This is a genomic window from Streptomyces sp. NPDC096152 (genome assembly GCF_044763235.1).
Classification (GTDB): Bacteria; Actinomycetota; Actinomycetes; order Streptomycetales; family Streptomycetaceae; genus Streptomyces.
Genome location: NZ_JBIWFW010000003.1, coordinates 635,927 through 650,468, shown reverse-complemented (window position 1 = coordinate 650,468; position 14,542 = coordinate 635,927). Strand labels below are relative to the sequence as shown.

13 protein-coding genes are annotated in these 14,542 nt (G+C 73.7%); 7 read left to right on the top strand and 6 right to left on the bottom strand.

Going from position 1 to position 14,542, the window contains the following annotated elements:
- Positions 1–18: 18 nt before the first annotated feature.
- Complete coding sequence (locus ACIQ9G_RS13130) at positions 19–1,824, top strand: GMC oxidoreductase (RefSeq protein ID WP_403608555.1); 1,806 nt, start codon at positions 19–21, stop codon at positions 1,822–1,824.
- Between the two features lie 133 nt (positions 1,825–1,957).
- On the opposite strand, the gene ACIQ9G_RS13125 is transcribed toward ACIQ9G_RS13130, so the two are convergent.
- On the bottom strand, positions 1,958–2,998 hold the full coding sequence (locus ACIQ9G_RS13125) for a hypothetical protein (protein ID WP_403608554.1): 1,041 nt from the start codon (positions 2,996–2,998) through the stop codon (positions 1,958–1,960).
- Positions 2,999–3,729: 731 nt separating this feature from the next.
- Complete coding sequence (locus tag ACIQ9G_RS13120; protein ID WP_403608553.1) at positions 3,730–4,017, bottom strand: chorismate mutase; 288 nt, start codon at positions 4,015–4,017, stop codon at positions 3,730–3,732.
- A gap of 372 nt (positions 4,018–4,389) precedes the next feature.
- On the opposite strand from ACIQ9G_RS13120, the gene guaA reads away from it, so the two are divergent.
- A complete protein-coding gene (gene guaA / locus ACIQ9G_RS13115; RefSeq protein ID WP_403608552.1) occupies positions 4,390–5,970 on the top strand; it encodes a glutamine-hydrolyzing GMP synthase in 1,581 nt (526 codons plus the stop codon).
- Positions 5,971–5,979: 9 nt separating this feature from the next.
- Here guaA and ACIQ9G_RS13110 read toward each other — a convergent pair whose 3' ends face one another.
- Positions 5,980–6,453 carry a pyridoxamine 5'-phosphate oxidase family protein gene (locus ACIQ9G_RS13110; protein WP_403608551.1) on the bottom strand — a complete coding sequence of 158 codons (474 nt, stop codon included), beginning with the start codon at positions 6,451–6,453 and terminating at the stop codon, positions 5,980–5,982.
- A gap of 152 nt (positions 6,454–6,605) precedes the next feature.
- Here ACIQ9G_RS13110 and ACIQ9G_RS13105 point away from each other — a divergent pair, with 152 nt between their 5' ends.
- Positions 6,606–7,400, top strand: coding sequence for a class II aldolase/adducin family protein (locus tag ACIQ9G_RS13105; RefSeq protein ID WP_403608550.1), 795 nt, complete (start codon positions 6,606–6,608; stop codon positions 7,398–7,400).
- Between the two features lie 84 nt (positions 7,401–7,484).
- On the opposite strand, the gene ACIQ9G_RS13100 is transcribed toward ACIQ9G_RS13105, so the two are convergent.
- Entirely contained in the window at positions 7,485–8,369 is an 885-nt protein-coding gene (locus ACIQ9G_RS13100) for a DUF4429 domain-containing protein (protein ID WP_403608549.1), read from the bottom strand.
- A 152-nt stretch (positions 8,370–8,521) separates the two neighbouring features.
- On the opposite strand from ACIQ9G_RS13100, the gene ACIQ9G_RS13095 reads away from it, so the two are divergent.
- Together ACIQ9G_RS13095 and ACIQ9G_RS13090 are read left to right on the top strand one after the other, a co-directional pair.
- Complete coding sequence (locus tag ACIQ9G_RS13095) at positions 8,522–9,796, top strand: IPT/TIG domain-containing protein (protein ID WP_403608548.1); 1,275 nt, start codon at positions 8,522–8,524, stop codon at positions 9,794–9,796.
- A 146-nt stretch (positions 9,797–9,942) separates the two neighbouring features.
- Entirely contained in the window at positions 9,943–10,473 is a 531-nt protein-coding gene (locus ACIQ9G_RS13090) for a DoxX family protein (RefSeq protein ID WP_403608547.1), read from the top strand.
- 244 nt (positions 10,474–10,717) lie between these two features.
- On the opposite strand, the gene ACIQ9G_RS13085 is transcribed toward ACIQ9G_RS13090, so the two are convergent.
- Positions 10,718–10,936 carry a hypothetical protein gene (locus ACIQ9G_RS13085; RefSeq protein WP_403608546.1) on the bottom strand — a complete coding sequence of 73 codons (219 nt, stop codon included), beginning with the start codon at positions 10,934–10,936 and terminating at the stop codon, positions 10,718–10,720.
- On the bottom strand, positions 10,923–12,314 hold the full coding sequence (locus ACIQ9G_RS13080; RefSeq protein ID WP_403608545.1) for a PspC domain-containing protein: 1,392 nt from the start codon (positions 12,312–12,314) through the stop codon (positions 10,923–10,925). Before ACIQ9G_RS13080 ends, ACIQ9G_RS13085 begins: the two co-directional genes overlap by 14 nt.
- A gap of 191 nt (positions 12,315–12,505) precedes the next feature.
- Here ACIQ9G_RS13080 and ACIQ9G_RS13075 point away from each other — a divergent pair, with 191 nt between their 5' ends.
- Positions 12,506–13,804 (top strand): PspC domain-containing protein, encoded by a 1,299-nt coding sequence (locus tag ACIQ9G_RS13075; protein ID WP_403608544.1) that lies wholly within the window; start codon positions 12,506–12,508, stop codon positions 13,802–13,804.
- A complete protein-coding gene (locus ACIQ9G_RS13070) occupies positions 13,804–14,529 on the top strand; it encodes a LuxR C-terminal-related transcriptional regulator (protein ID WP_402428319.1) in 726 nt (241 codons plus the stop codon). The genes ACIQ9G_RS13075 and ACIQ9G_RS13070 overlap by 1 nt, the downstream gene beginning before the upstream one ends.
- Positions 14,530–14,542: the final 13 nt, after the last annotated feature.

Sequence of the window (14,542 nt, the reverse complement as noted above, 5' to 3'; positions counted from 1 at the left end):
TCTCAACGAGGAGAGCACGTGGCACAGGAGAAGTCTGTCCAGACCCGGGACGAGGACGGGTACGACTACGACGTCATCGTCGTGGGATCGGGGTTCGGCGGATCCGTCTCCGCGCTCCGCCTGACCGAGAAGGGGTACCGGGTCGGCGTCCTGGAGGCGGGCCGCCGCTTCACCCGCGAGTCGCTGCCGAGGAACTCCTGGGACCTGAGGAACTACCTCTGGGCCCCGAAGCTCGGCATGTACGGCATCCAGCGCATCCACCTGCTGGGCAATGTGATGGTGCTGGCCGGCGCCGGGGTCGGCGGCGGCTCGCTCAACTACGCCAACACCCTCTACGTACCGCCCCGGCAGTTCTTCGACGACCCGCAGTGGCGGGACATCACCGACTGGCAGGAGGAGCTGGAGCCGTTCTACGACCAGGCGCGGCGGATGCTCGGTGTGCGGCTCAACCCCACGATGACCCCGTCCGACGTGCACCTGAAGGCGGCGGCGGAGTGCATGGGCGTGGGCGACACCTTCCACATGGCGCCGGTCGGGGTGTTCTTCGGCGACGGCGAGGACGCCGACGGCACCGCGAAGGCCCGGCCGGGGGAGAAGGCCGCGGACCCCTACTTCGGCGGCGCGGGACCGGAGCGCAACGCCTGCACCGAGTGCGGCGAGTGCATGACGGGCTGCCGGCACGGCGCGAAGAACACCCTCAACGAGAACTACCTCTACCTCGCCGAGAAGGCGGGCGCCGTCGTGCACCCCATGACGACGGTCGTCTCCGTCACCGGCGACTCCCGGGGCGGGTACGCGATCGCGACCCTGCCCACGGACGCCAGGAAGAAGGGCGAGGGCCGGATGTTCACGGCCCGCCGGGTGGTCCTCGCGGCCGGCACCTACGGCACCCAGACGCTGCTGCACCGCATGAAGGCCGGCGGTCAGCTGCCCTACCTCTCGGCCCGGCTGGGCGAGCTGACCCGCACCAACTCCGAGGCGCTGGTGGGCGCCCAGACCGACAACCGGCGCTACCGGAAGGCGACCGGCGAGGCGCGGGCGGACTTCACCCGGGGCGTCGCCATCACCTCCTCCATCCACCCCGACGAGAACACCCACATCGAGCCGGTCCGCTACGGCAAGGGCTCCAACTCGATGGGCGGCCTGTCGATCCTCCAGGTCCCGTACGCCGAGGGCTCCTCCCGGGTCGCGGCCTGGCTGCGGAACGCCGCCCGGCATCCGCTGCTGGTCCTGCGCTCGCTGTCCAACCGCCGCTGGTCGGAGCGGACCATCATCGGCCTGGTGATGCAGTCCCTGGACAACTCCCTGACGACGTACCTGAAGCCGGACGGCGTGGGCAAGGGCCTGCTCACCGCCCGCCAGGGCCACGGGTCCCCCAACCCCAAGCAGATCAGGGCGGCCACGGAGGGCGCCTCGGCGCTCGCCGCGGAGATCAACGGCTTCGCGGGTTCGAACGTGGGCGAGCTGATGGGCACCCCGCTCACCGCGCACTTCCTCGGCGGCTGCCCGATCGGCGCCTCCGCCGAGTCCGGTGTGATCGACCCGTACCACCGGCTCTACGGCCACCCCGGCGTCTCGGTCGTGGACGGGGCCGCCGTCTCGGCGAACCTGGGCGTGAACCCGTCCCTGACCATCACCGCGCAGGCCGAGCGGGCGATGGCGTTCTGGCCCAACAAGGGCGAGGCCGACCGGCGTCCTGAGCAGGGCGCGGAATACCAGCGCCTCCGCCCGGTCGAGCCGAACTCCCCGGCGGTCCCGGCTGACGCCTTCGGCGCGCTGCGGCTGCCGTTCCTCGGGATGCCGGCGGTACCGCCCAAGAAGTGACCCGCGGAAGCACCGCACCGAACAGGAAGTGACCCGCGGAAGCACCGCACCGAAGAAGAAGGACCTGCGCCCCCCTCCTGGCGCAGGTCCTTCTCCTCTTGCGGTGGCCTAAGGCCGCGTCACGCGCAACGCGTCACGCACCCGCCTTGCGGCGGCGCACCACGACCACGGTCCCGGCGCCGGCGACGACGGCGGCACCGCCGACCAGGCCGATCATCGGGAGCGCGGAGCTCGAACCGGTGGAGGCCAGGCTGCCGGTCGGCGGGATCTCCTTCGCGCCGCCCTGCGGCTCCTTGCCGCCGGCCGGCTTGTGGCCCTTGCCCGGCTTGGCGTGGCCGGGGTCGTGGTTGGGGCTGCCGGGGCTGAGGACGGTGAACTCGTAGTAGGCGAAGGAACTGTGGACGCAGTTCTTCTCCTGGTCGATGTAGCCGCCGAGGCCCACGGTGTAGCCGGCGCCTGCGGGGGCCTTGGCGGTGATGTTCACGCGCAGCTGGATGTCGACCGTCTGCCGGGGGCCGAGCGGCGTCTCACCGAAGTAGATGCCGTTGCCGATCTGGTCCGCGAGGGACTCCCACGCCTTGGTCGCCGGGTTGTAGTACTCGACCAGGGCGTAGGTGCTCAGCCAGTCCTTCTCGTTGTCGCTCATCGAGTCGTTGTCGACGACCGCGAGCCACTGCACCTGCCCGAGGGCCTGGCTGCTGTGGTTGGCCGCGGTGAGCGTGAAGTTGTGCCAGCCGCTGCCCGCGACGATCTTCCCGGGCAGGCCGGAGACCGAGAGGGACAGCTGCGAGTCGGGGTCCTCGAGCCCGTCCGTGCAGGGCGTCGGCTCGGCGGTGGGCTCGGCGGACTCGCCGGCCGACGCCGACGCGGACGCCGAGGAGGAGGCCGAAGCCGAGGAGGAGGCGGAGGACGAGGCGGAGCTGGAGGCGGCGGCGTCGGCGCCGGCGTCCCCGTCGGCCGGGGCGGACTGGCCGGCCTCGGCGGTCTCGGTCGTGTCGTCCGCGGGCGACTCGGTGGCGGCCGTGTCCGTGGCCGGCGACTCGCTCTCGGCGGCCGTCTCGTCGGCGCCGACACTCGCGCTGGCCGTGGAGGTCGGATCGTCGGACGCGAACGCGGCCGGCGCCGCGAGCAGTGCGAGCGGGGCTATCGCGGCCGTCGCGGCTGCTGCGGCCATGACACGGCGGAGCTTCATGAAGACCTCGGGGAGTCCGGCGTACCGCTGCACCGCGGTACGTGCTGGGGGAGGCCTCCGCGTGTGGGGCGCGGGCATGGCCCTTGGTTCTGCTGGTGTGACCCGGCAGGGCGCCAAAGGGTTGTGCCGCATCCGACGACGGCTTTCTGTGGGCTGCGTCACAGGCGGTACGGCGAAGGGCCCCGCGGGGCGAGCCGCGGGGCCCTTCTTCTCGTCAGCACCGACGTCAGGGCAGCGCCGGTGCCTGAGGAGCGGCGCCGGGGGGTTGCGCCGCTGGTCTCGTGCGCCTCGGCCGGCTCCCCGGCACACCCGGGGGTGCGCGGCCGGTCTTGACCTCTGGCGGTCCTGCGGTGCACTGCAATGCGGTTGCCCGCACGGGGACTTGGGGTCCGGGGCTTGCTACGCATCGTGCTGGACGAACGCGGTGCCCGCAACCGTTTGACCCAGCCTTGTGCATTTTTCTGTTTTCCGCCGGCCGGCCCCGGGCGTCCCCGGAGCCGGCCGTCAGTTGGGTGACCGGGCTGCTGTCCCCTGCCGTCCGGCCACTTCCCCGGAGCGAGGTCCCACGACGCACGGCGCGATCCGCACGTCTCATCGCTCCGGAGAGCCACGCGTGGTTCTTTCGGGCCCGCCCCTGGCTGGCACGGACACCGGGACCAACGACCGGCCGCCCGGGACGGTCACGCGCCGTACGGGTGAGTGCGGGCCCGAACTCAGATGCGACCGCGGCACAGTTCGAGCAGGGTCATGGCGAGGGAGGTCCCCGGCCTGCCCAGGGCCTCCCTGTAGTGCTCGAGGATCTCCATCTCGCGGGAGAGGCTCACGCGCCGGCCTCCGGAGGTGACGCGGGCCTCCTGGATCACGGCGGACACGGCGATCCGTTCCTGGATCAGCCCGATGATCCGGTCGTCGAGCGAGTCGATGCGCTCGCGCGCACCGTTGATCACGTCGGCGGCCTCGTCGGTGCGCGCGCCGGTCTTCTCTGCGGGGGTGACGGACATCTAGGGGGCTCCTCGTCGGTTCGGACTCGGTGCCCCGGTACGGCAGGACCCGGAAAACGACAGGCGCCCCGGGCCTTGTCGGCCCGGGGCGCCTGGTAAGTCGCTCGGCGGTTCGCTCAAGCAGCACGACCATGGCAGCCGGCGGGCCGGTCGCCATAGGTAAAGAAGAAGGTCGTCTGCGCGAACATGAGGCCAGTATGCCACGGTGCGCCGGTGCCTCCGTGTCCGAGCGAGCCGGGTGCCGGGTGCCGGGTGGTGGACATGGGCCGGGGCCCGCGGGCGCGGCCCCGGGGACGAAGGCGAGGTCCCCCACGGCCGCCCCGGTAGACTCGGCCGCACAAGACCCCCGCCCGACCCGCCGGAAGGCACCCCGTGTCATCAGCGACCCCCGCTGCCGCCGCCACCGACACCGTCCTGGTCGTCGACTTCGGCGCCCAGTACGCCCAGCTCATCGCCCGTCGCGTCCGCGAGGCGCGGGTCTACAGCGAGATCGTGCCGAGCACCATGCCGGTCGCGGAGATGCTCGCCAGGAACCCCGCGGCGATCATCCTCTCCGGCGGCCCCTCGTCCGTGTACGAGGAGGGCGCCCCCCGTCTCGACCGCGCGCTCTTCGAGGCCGGCGTCCCCGTCTTCGGCATGTGCTACGGCTTCCAGCTGATGGCACAGGTCCTCGGCGGCACCGTCGACAACACCGGCGCCCGCGAGTACGGCCGTACGGACCTGCACGTCTCCCGGACGTCCTCCACCCTCTTCGAGGGCACCCCGGCCGAGCAGCACGTGTGGATGTCGCACGGCGACGCCTGCTCCGCCGCCCCCGAGGGCTTCACCGTCACGGCCTCCACGGACGTCGTCCCGGTCGCCGCGTTCGAGGACGACGAGAAGAGGCTCTACGGCGTCCAGTACCACCCCGAGGTCATGCACTCCACGCACGGCCAGCAGGTGCTGGAGCACTTCCTCTACCGCGGCGCGGGCCTGACCCCGTCCTGGACCACGGGCAACGTGATCGAGGAGCAGGTCGCCGCCATCCGCGAGCAGGTCGGCGACCGGCGGGCGATCTGCGGCCTGTCCGGCGGCGTGGACTCCGCCGTCGCGGCCGCCCTGGTGCAGAAGGCCATCGGCGCCCAGCTGACCTGCGTCTACGTCGACCACGGCCTGATGCGCAAGGGCGAGACCGAGCAGGTCGAGAAGGACTTCGTCGCGGCCACCGGCGTGCAGCTGAAGGTCGTCGACGCCGAGGAGCGCTTCCTCACCGCGCTCAAGGGGGTCTCCGACCCCGAGGAGAAGCGGAAGATCATCGGCCGCGAGTTCATCCGGGTCTTCGAGCAGGCGCAGGCCGAGATCATCGCGGACCAGGGTCCCGCGGTGGAGTTCCTGGTCCAGGGCACGCTCTACCCGGACGTCGTCGAGTCCGGCGGCGGTACCGGCACGGCGAACATCAAGTCCCACCACAACGTGGGCGGCCTCCCCGAGGACCTCGAGTTCCAGCTCGTCGAGCCGCTGCGCAAGCTCTTCAAGGACGAGGTCCGCATGGTCGGCCAGGAGCTCGGCCTGCCGGAGGAGATCGTCCAGCGCCAGCCGTTCCCCGGCCCCGGCCTCGGCATCCGCATCGTCGGCGACGTCACCAGGGAGCGCCTGGACCTGCTGCGCGAGGCCGACGCCATCGCCCGCGAGGAGCTGACGGCGGCCGGCCTCGACCGGGACATCTGGCAGTGCCCGGTGGTCCTGCTCGCGGACGTGCGCAGCGTCGGCGTCCAGGGCGACGGCCGCACCTACGGCCACCCGATCGTGCTGCGGCCCGTCTCCTCCGAGGACGCGATGACCGCCGACTGGTCGCGCCTGCCCTATGACGTGCTGGCGAGGATCTCGACCCGGATCACCAACGAGGTCCGGGACGTCAACCGGGTCGTCCTCGACGTGACGAGCAAGCCGCCGGGCACCATCGAGTGGGAGTGAGCCCCCGGCTCACCTGCGCCTGAGCGTGCGCACCGGCGCTCCGGGCCGCCAGACCTCGGTGACCAGGTACGTGTCGTCCTCTACGTGGGTACGCACGACCTCGGTCAGCTCGGTGCGGAAGAGGTGGAACGGCTGCGGCGGTTCCACCTCTTTCACGTACGCGCCCTTCGTCTCCGGGTCCGTCACCTCGACCGCCCGCCCGCCGACGCGCACGTCGCCGCCGCCCATCCCGGTGCCCGGCCCAGGATTGGCCTGCAGGGTGAACCGCGCGTCCCGGCGCAGGTCGAGCGCCTTCATCGAGTCCGGCATCATGCCGAACCACAGCTCGCCGTCGAGGAAGCGCACCTCGAGACCGGAGGTGCGGGGGGAGCCGTCCTTGCGCAGGGTGGCGAGGACGTGGTGCGTGAACGCGCCGAAGCGCTCCTCCACGGTCGCGGCCAGCTCGGGTTCGGCGGCGGCGAAGGCCGCCCAGTTCGTTGCCATACGGCGAGTGTGACGCCGAAACCGGACAACCTCTGTCGGGTATCGCGGCCGGACCGTCCCCGATGCGCGGCATCTTTACAAACCGGCGCTGTCATCCTGGCCCGACCGGGGGTACGTTCCGGCCCGTACGTCGATCCAGCGCCGGAGGACCCATGCACGGCCCCACGCCGCCCCCGCCCCTGCCCACCGACCGGCTGCGGTTCGCGATGCCGCCGATGCACGAGTCGGTCGAGGACGAACGCCGCCACCGCAAGGAACGGCTCGCGGGCGCGCTGCGGATCTTCGGGCGGTCCGGACTCGAGGACGGCGTCTCCGGGCACATCACCGCCCGCGACCCCGAGTTCACCGACTGCTTCTGGGTCAACCCGTTCGGGATGTCCTTCCGGCACGTCACCGTGAGCGACCTCGTGCTCGCCAACCAGGACGGGCAGGTGATCGAGGGCCGCTACCACGTCAACCAGGCCGCGTTCACGGTGCACGCCCAGGTGCACGCGGCCCGCCCGGACGTCGTCGCGGTCGCCCACTGCCACTCCGTGCACGGCCGGGCCCTGGCGGCGCTCGGCGGCCTGCTGGAGCCGATCACCCAGGAGAGCTGCGCCTTCTACGAGGACCACGCCCTCTACGACTCGTACTCCGGTGTCGCCGTCGACACCGAGGAGGGCCGCCGGATCGCGGCCGCGCTGGACTCCGGCAAGGCGCTGGTGCTGCGCAACCACGGACTGCTGACGGTCGGGGACTCGGTGGACGCGGCCGCCTGGTGGTTCCTGTCGATGGAGCGCTCCTGCCAGGTGCAGCTCACCGCGCAGGCGGCGGGCCGGCCGGTCCTGATCGACCACAAACTGGCGGCGGCGACGCGGGAGCAGCTCGGCGGTGACCTGGTGGCGTGGATCAACTACCAGCCGCTCTGGCAGGAGATCAGCCGCAGCGAGCCGGACCTGCTCAGCTGAGGAGGCGCCGGTACGGCACGGGGAGTGCGGGTGCGGATGGGGGCGCGGGTCGCGCCGGGGACGCGCGGGAGCGGCCGGGGGAGGTCAGAAGCCGCGCAGCACGACCGCCTTGGTCCGGGCGAACTCCTCGTCCGTGAGCACCCCGTCCCGGTGCAGCTCGCCCAGCTCGCGCAGCCGGCGCAGCAGCACGTCGTGGTGGGCGGCGCGCGGCGCCCCGGCACCGGCGCGCTCGCCCGGATCCGCGGCCGCACTTCCGGCGCGGACCGATGGGTGCGGCAGCCGGGCGGTGACCGCGGTGGCGACCAGGGCCGTGAGCAGGTCCCGGCGGGCGTTGCCCCACAGGTCGAGGGCGTAGGGGTCCTTCTCGGGCGGCAGTTTGGAGAACGCCGTCTCGCGGGTCACGAAGCGCAGGAAGCCGTCCTCGTAGCCGGAGCCGGGCAGCCACTCCACCTGCACGACGTCGTCGACCGCGATGATCCGCGGCCCGGTGGCGCGCTTGACCCGGTCGGAGGTGTCGGCCCAGTCGATGCGGACCTGGGCGCCGTCGAAGGAGACGGTGCCGTCGGAGGAGCGGACCGAGACCGGCACCGGCGGCCCGGGCAGCAGATAGGTCCGGGCGGGGCCCTTGGGGATCTGGTCCAGGAGCAGGGCCCGGCGGATCTCCTCCGCGACGTACTCGGCGGCTCCGGCCCGGTCGAGGTCCACCAGCAGCCGGTACGGGTCGGCCGCGTCCGGCAGCCGCCCCCCGGTCGCCCGGAGCAGCGGATCGGCACCCTCCCGAAGCCGCAGGCGCAGCCGGCCGCGCCTGCGTTCCGGCTCGTGGACCACGTCGGCCACCGCCTCCAGCGGCACGGCGACCTCGCCGTACGTCTGTCGGAACAGCGGCACGGAGCGGTGCAGTCCCGGCGTGATCCGGACCGTGCTGCCGTCGAAGGCCCAGGTCCCGTCACGCTGGATGATCTCGGCCATAAGGGAATTCTCGCAGCCCGGTCAACCCGATGGCCCGGGCTTCACCCGCGCCCAGGGGGCCTGGCGGCCGTGGGGGCGGGTGGTGTAGGGCACAATTCGCTTTCGGCGTAGGGGTGTTGTTCCGGGTGTGTTGGGGAAGGCGGGCGTCGGGCGTGGCGGTCCAGGAAGCGAGAGACGGCGCGGGGTCGGCCCACGAGGGCGGCTGCGCCTGCGGGGACTGCCCGCACGGGGCGCGGGCGGGGCATCGGCGCGCGGTCGCCGCGTTCCTGCTCAAGCGGGACGAGTTCGCCGCCGGGCAGGGGCTGCCCGCGGCGGTGGCCCACTCGGCGTCGGCCTCCCGGCAGTGGGTCTCGGAGGAACTGACGCAGTCCGCGGAACTCGTCGCCGCACGCGGCCGCGCCGAGGGCGAGGCGTGGCTCGCGCGGCTGTGGCGCCGTACCGCGGGCGCGGTGTGGGCGGCGGTCGTGCTGCTGCTCCTGGCCCAGGCGCTCACCGCGATCGGCGCCGGCTGGACCGCCGCGCGGACGGCGGGGCTGCTGGCCGCGGTCCTGGTGGGCGGGGCGCTGACCGCCGCCTCGTGGTTCCACCGGGCGCGCGGCGGGGTGCTGGCTCCGGTCGTCGGCGAGGACAACCGGCTCTCCACCTCGCGGACGGTGGCCGCGGTCTGGGTGCTGTTCGTCGTGTACGCGGTCCTGGTGCTGGTGGGCCGGCTGGCGGCGGCCTCGGACCACGCCGAGCGGGACGCGCTGATCTCCGGCCTGGAACTGGCCCGCGGGGCCGGTGTGGTGACCGTGCTCGCCGTGGTGTGCGGCATCGCGGTGCTGGTGCGCCGGGTGGTCGGGCTGCGGGTGCAGGGGCAGCGGCTGCAGAAGGTGCGCGCGGACCGGCCCCGGGCGGCGGACCTGCTGACCGACGACGCCGGCCGGGGCACCTTCGCCGACATCCAGTACGTCGTGATCGGCGCCGTGGCGGTGGCGTTCGCCGCGGTACGGCTGGCCCGGCGGCCCGACCAACTGCCCGACCTGCCCTGGGGACTGGCGGTGCTGGTGCTGGTGTCGGCGGCGACCTATCTGGCGGGCAAGTACGCCGAGGGCGGCCGGGCGATGATCCTCTCCGTGGTGCGCGCCCGGGAGGCCGGTGACCTGGACGGGCCGATCCGCACCGGGGACGACATCGAGATCCGCGGGACCGGGTTCGTCCCGCCGGGCGCGCAGGGCGCCGACCGCCTGTCGCGGATGGTCGTCCGCATCGGGCCGGTGAACGTCCACGTCCCCCTGGTCCCGGTGGCGGGCGGCTTCAGCAACCCCACGGACATGGTGCTGACCGTGCCGGTGCCGGCGGACGTGGAGCCGGGCCGGGTGGAGGTGCAGGTGGTGACGGCCGCGGGCGTCGAGACCAACCGGTACGCGATCGACGTGCTGGACTGACGCGTGCCTGCCCGGCGGGCGGGACAGACGGCGACGAACCACGCGTTCGCCGGAAAAACGGTCCCGCGGAGGTGAGCCGGCCGCCCCTGCCGTCCGTATGTTCCGGTGAGGGCACTCCGCTCGGCGGTGAGAGGCGGCTGACAGCGATGACTTACGGCGTTCCCACGGACTCCTACACCTTCCCGGCGGACCACCGGGGCGAGGGCCGGCCGGAGGCCGCCGCCCGGTACGCCCTGCTGCCGCTCCGGATCTTCCTGGGCGTCACCTTCGTCTACGCCGGGCTCGACAAGCTCACGGACAGCGCGTTCATGAAGAGCGGTGGCGCGGGGTCGATCGGGGACACGATGCGCGCGGTCCGCGACTCCTCCGCCGTCCCGGCCCTGGTCGACCTGGCCCTCAGGAACCCCGTCGGCTTCGGCTACGCCATCGCCTTCGGTGAACTGGCCGTCGGCCTCGGCATCCTGGTCGGGCTGCTGGGCCGGCTGGCCGCGCTGGGCGGCGCGCTGATATCCCTGAGCCTGTGGCTCACGGTCAGCTGGGCGACCAGCCCCTACTACTACGGCAACGACCTCGCGTACCTGATGGCCTGGCTGCCCCTGGTCCTGGCCGGCACGCCGATGCTCTCCCTGGACGCCGCGCTGCGCGCCCGGCGACGGCGGCGGGCGGGGGACTGGTAGGCCGGCCGGGGGCTGGCAGGCCTCCGGGGACTGAGGGCCGGTCCGGGGATCGGTGACCTGCAGTGGGGACTGAGGGCCGGTCCGGGGACCGGTGACCAGCAGGTCGTCCGGCGCCGGTGACCGGTAGGCAGTCCGGAGCCGGGCGCCGCTAGGCCGTCCCTGTCCCCGTCCCCGGAGCCGGAGCCGCGGAGAGGCGGAGAGGCGGGCCGCCCGGCGTCCGGGGGCCGGCGGGCCGTGCGGTCGGTCAGCCCGTCCCCTCCGCGCGGGGTCCCCCGCGCCTGCGCAGGCCGCGGTTCAGGACCGCCACCGCGCCCGCCAGGCACAGGCCGCCCACCACGAGGGGGAGCGCCGCGAACCACGGGACCCGCCAGGCATCCACCGCGTCCCCGGCGTAGGCGACTCCCGCCGCGGTGACGAAGAGACCGGCGACCAGCTTCCCGGGCTGGAACTCATGACGCAGCACGGCTCACCTCCGCCTGTCCCAGGCCGACCCGCAGGTCGAGGTCGAGTGTTCCGGCACGGCTCGCGCCGGCCGCCGGGGGCAGGATCACCCGCTGGCGCTTGTTCGGCGCGACGTCCACGTCCTGGGGGCGGTCGCCCGGCAGCTGGACGTCGCCGAGGCCCACCTCGATGGTCGCCCGGACGGTCACGCCCTCCGGGACGATCACGCGCAGCCGTCCCAGGCCCACCCGTGCCCGCGTGCTCACCGTCCGGTCCTTGCCGGGGTGCAGGCGGGTCAGGTCGAGGGTGCCCTCGCCGGTGCCGAGGTCGTAGCTCTGCCGTACGTCCTTCGTCGCGGCGGGCTGCCAGGTCCGGTGCGCCCACCGTGTGCCGATGTCCTGCGGGAGCACCGCCGACGCGGCGAGCAGGGCCGCCGTGACGATCGCCAGCAGGACCGAACCGGCGCCGGTGCGGCCGAGGAAGGCGCTCACCGCTATGCCCAGTCCGAACACCACGAGCGCACCGGACAGACCGGCCTGGAGACTGGCGCCGAGCGCGTGGTCGTCCCAGGCCAGGCCCGTGCCGAGGGCCTCGGCGAGAAGGGCGAGCAGGAAGACCCAGCCGCCGATCCGGCGCGGGCCGCGCGGCCGGCTCGGGGCGGAGCGCGGAACGCCGGCCGGCCGGCCGGCTCCGGCGCCGCGGCCGAGGTCGGCGGCGGCCGCCATGTCCTGGTCCCGCGTGTCCGCCGGGCCCCACAGATAGCCCGTACCGCCGACGTGGGTGCCGTCCTTGACGATCGGGTCGCGCCACCAGGAGGGGTGGGCGGCGGGCACCGGGGGCGCCTGCGCCTCCGGCGGGGCGTCGGCGACGGCCTGCGCGGCCAGGGGGTCGGGGTCGGGGGCGCCGCGGTACCGCGACCAGTAGCCGGCGCCCGCGAGGAGCAGGGAGAGCACGACGGCGAAGGTCAGCACGCTGCCGTTGCTCAGCATCGACAGGAAGACCCCGCAGCCGACCAGCGCGAACAGCACGGCCGCGAGCGCCGGGCCGTCGACCCGGCCGGTGAGGAGCTTGCGGACCTCGTTCTCGTCCTCGTCGTCGAAGGGGACGAAGAGCCAGGCGAAGCCGTAGAAGAGCAGGCCGATGCCGCCGGTCGCGGCGAGCACGGCCAGGGTGATCCGGAAGATCACCGGGTCCATGTCGCACTGCCGCCCGAGCCCCGCGCACACCCCGGCGATCATCTTGTGCCGCCGGTCCCGCCGGAACCGCGTGGGGGACCCGGGGCCCGCCGCCGTCTCCTCCCCGGCCTCCGCCCGCCCGGCCGCCGCGCCCCCGCCGGGCCCGGCGTCCGCGGGCCCGGTGCCGGGCCCCGGCCCCGGCGCGGCGTGCTGGTGGTTCGTCATGGGTCCATGGTGACGGGCGTGCCGCCGCCGCGGCAGCCGGTACGACCCTGGTCGAACCCTGAATTCGCCCCTGAGCCGGGACCGGCCGCGCGGGGGCCGGCCGCGGGGCCGAAGATCGGGGAGGGAGATCAGGGGAGTATCCGGGGCCGACCCTGATGCTCCGTTCCCGCGCGCGTGTGACCATCGGTGACATGCCGGAAGCCGCAGCCCTGCCCCTCGACGACCCGAGGCCGCCGCGCAAGCTCTACCGCAGCAGCGACGGACGCTGGCTCGGCGGTGTCGCGCGGGGCCTCGCCGGGCACCTCGGGCTGCCGGTGGTCTGGGTGCGGCTCGTCTTCGTCGGGCTGTTCCTGGCCGACGGCCTCGGCGCCCTGCTCTACGCGGCGTTCTGGTTCTTCGTCCCGCTCGGCGTCGGCGGCGTCGGCGGCGTGGGCGGCCGGCGGCCCCCGTCCCTCGTCGCCACGGAGACCTCGCCGGACGGCCGCCGCAGACTCGTCGCCCGCAAGCCGGACAAGGGCCAGATCGTCGCACTGCTCCTCATGGTCGTCGTGGCCATGGTCTTCGTCGGCAGCGTCGACCTCGGCAGCGGCGCCAAGGCCTACCTCCTGCCCGCCGTCCTGGTCGGCGCGGGCGTCGCGCTCGTCTGGCGCCAGGCGGACAACGCCCGCCGGGCCCGCTGGGTCGAGGTCGGCCGCCGTCGTCGTACGCTCACGCTGCTGCGTGCCGGCGGCGGCGTCCTGCTGGTCACGGCCGGCGTCTCCGGCATCTTCGTCCTCCAGGGCTCCACCGCCCACCTCGGCTCGCTGCTCCAGGCGGCGCTGGCGGTCCTCGTCGGCGTCACCCTGCTCGCCGGCCCGTATCTGGTGCGCATGACCCAGGACCTGTCCGAGGAACGCCTGATGCGCATCCGCGCCCAGGAGCGCGCCGAGGTCGCCGCCCACGTGCACGACTCCGTGCTGCACACCCTCACCCTGATCCAGCGCAACGCGGAGAACGCGAACGAGGTGCGCCGCCTCGCCCGCGCCCAGGAGCGCGACCTGCGCGCCTGGCTCTACAGGCCCGGGGGCACCGGCAAGGACGAGGCCGACGAACCGGCCACCCTCGCCGACGCGGTCAAGCGCAACGCCGCCGAGGTCGAGGACAAGCACGGCGTGCCCATCGAGGTGGTCGTGGTCGGCGACTGCCCGCTGGACGAGCGCACCGGCGCGCAGATGCAGGCCGCGCGGGAAGCCATGGTGAACGCCGCCAAGTACGGTGGCGAGGGGGGTGCCGTACAGGTCTACGCCGAAGTCGAGGGCAGGACGGTCTTCGTGTCCGTCCGGGACCGCGGACCGGGGTTCGACCTCGACGCGATACCCGCCGACCGCATGGGCGTCAGAGAATCGATCATCGGCCGCATGGAGCGCCACGGGGGCACGGCGCGGCTGCGCGCGGTGCCGGACGGCGGCACGGAGGTCGAGCTGGAGATGGAGAGGGCGGAGAACACGTGATGAGCGACCCGACCGAGGCGAACGGTACGGCGGGAGCGGGGGAGGCGGACGGCGGTGCGGGCGGGCGGCGCGTGCGCGTGGTCCTCGTCGACGACCACCGCATGTTCCGTACGGGGGTCCAGGCCGAGATCGGCCGGACCGAGGAGACCGGCGTGGAGGTCGTCGGCGAGGCCGCGGACGTGGACCAGGCGGTCACGGTGATCACCGCGACCCGGCCCGAGGTGGTCCTCCTGGACGTGCACCTGCCCGGCGGCGGCGGCGTCGAAGTGCTGCGCCGCTGCGCCGCGTTGACGGCCGACGCCGAACGGCCCGTCCGGTTCCTCGCGCTGTCCGTCTCGGACGCGGCGGAGGACGTGATCGGCGTGATCCGCGGCGGCGCGCGGGGCTATGTGACCAAGACGATCACCGGCGCCGACCTCGTCGATTCGATCTTCCGCGTGCAGGAGGGCGACGCCGTCTTCTCCCCGCGGCTGGCCGGCTTCGTCCTGGACGCCTTCGCCTCCACCGACGCCCCGCCGGTCGACGAGGACCTCGACCGCCTCACCCAGCGCGAACGCGAGGTGCTCCGGCTCATCGCCCGGGGCTACGCCTACAAGGAGATCGCCAAGCAGCTCTTCATCTCGGTGAAGACGGTGGAGTCCCACGTCTCGGCGGTCCTGCGCAAGCTCCAGCTGTCCAACCGGCACGAGCTGACCCGCTGGGCGACGGCGCGCCGGCTGGTGTGAGCCGGGCTGGTGC

Coding starts and splice junctions, on each gene's coding strand:
- ACIQ9G_RS13125 (WP_403608554.1), bottom strand. CDS start 2,998: ATGGCCGCAGCAGCCGCGACGGCCGCGATAGCCCCGCTCGCACTGCTC.
- ACIQ9G_RS13120 (WP_403608553.1), bottom strand. CDS start 4,017: ATGTCCGTCACCCCCGCAGAGAAGACCGGCGCGCGCACCGACGAGGCC.
- ACIQ9G_RS13110 (WP_403608551.1), bottom strand. CDS start 6,453: ATGGCAACGAACTGGGCGGCCTTCGCCGCCGCCGAACCCGAGCTGGCC.
- ACIQ9G_RS13105 (WP_403608550.1), top strand. CDS start 6,606: ATGCACGGCCCCACGCCGCCCCCGCCCCTGCCCACCGACCGGCTGCGG.
- ACIQ9G_RS13100 (WP_403608549.1), bottom strand. CDS start 8,369: ATGGCCGAGATCATCCAGCGTGACGGGACCTGGGCCTTCGACGGCAGC.
- ACIQ9G_RS13090 (WP_403608547.1), top strand. CDS start 9,943: ATGACTTACGGCGTTCCCACGGACTCCTACACCTTCCCGGCGGACCAC.
- ACIQ9G_RS13080 (WP_403608545.1), bottom strand. CDS start 12,314: ATGACGAACCACCAGCACGCCGCGCCGGGGCCGGGGCCCGGCACCGGG.
- ACIQ9G_RS13075 (WP_403608544.1), top strand. CDS start 12,506: ATGCCGGAAGCCGCAGCCCTGCCCCTCGACGACCCGAGGCCGCCGCGC.
- ACIQ9G_RS13070 (WP_402428319.1), top strand. CDS start 13,804: ATGAGCGACCCGACCGAGGCGAACGGTACGGCGGGAGCGGGGGAGGCG.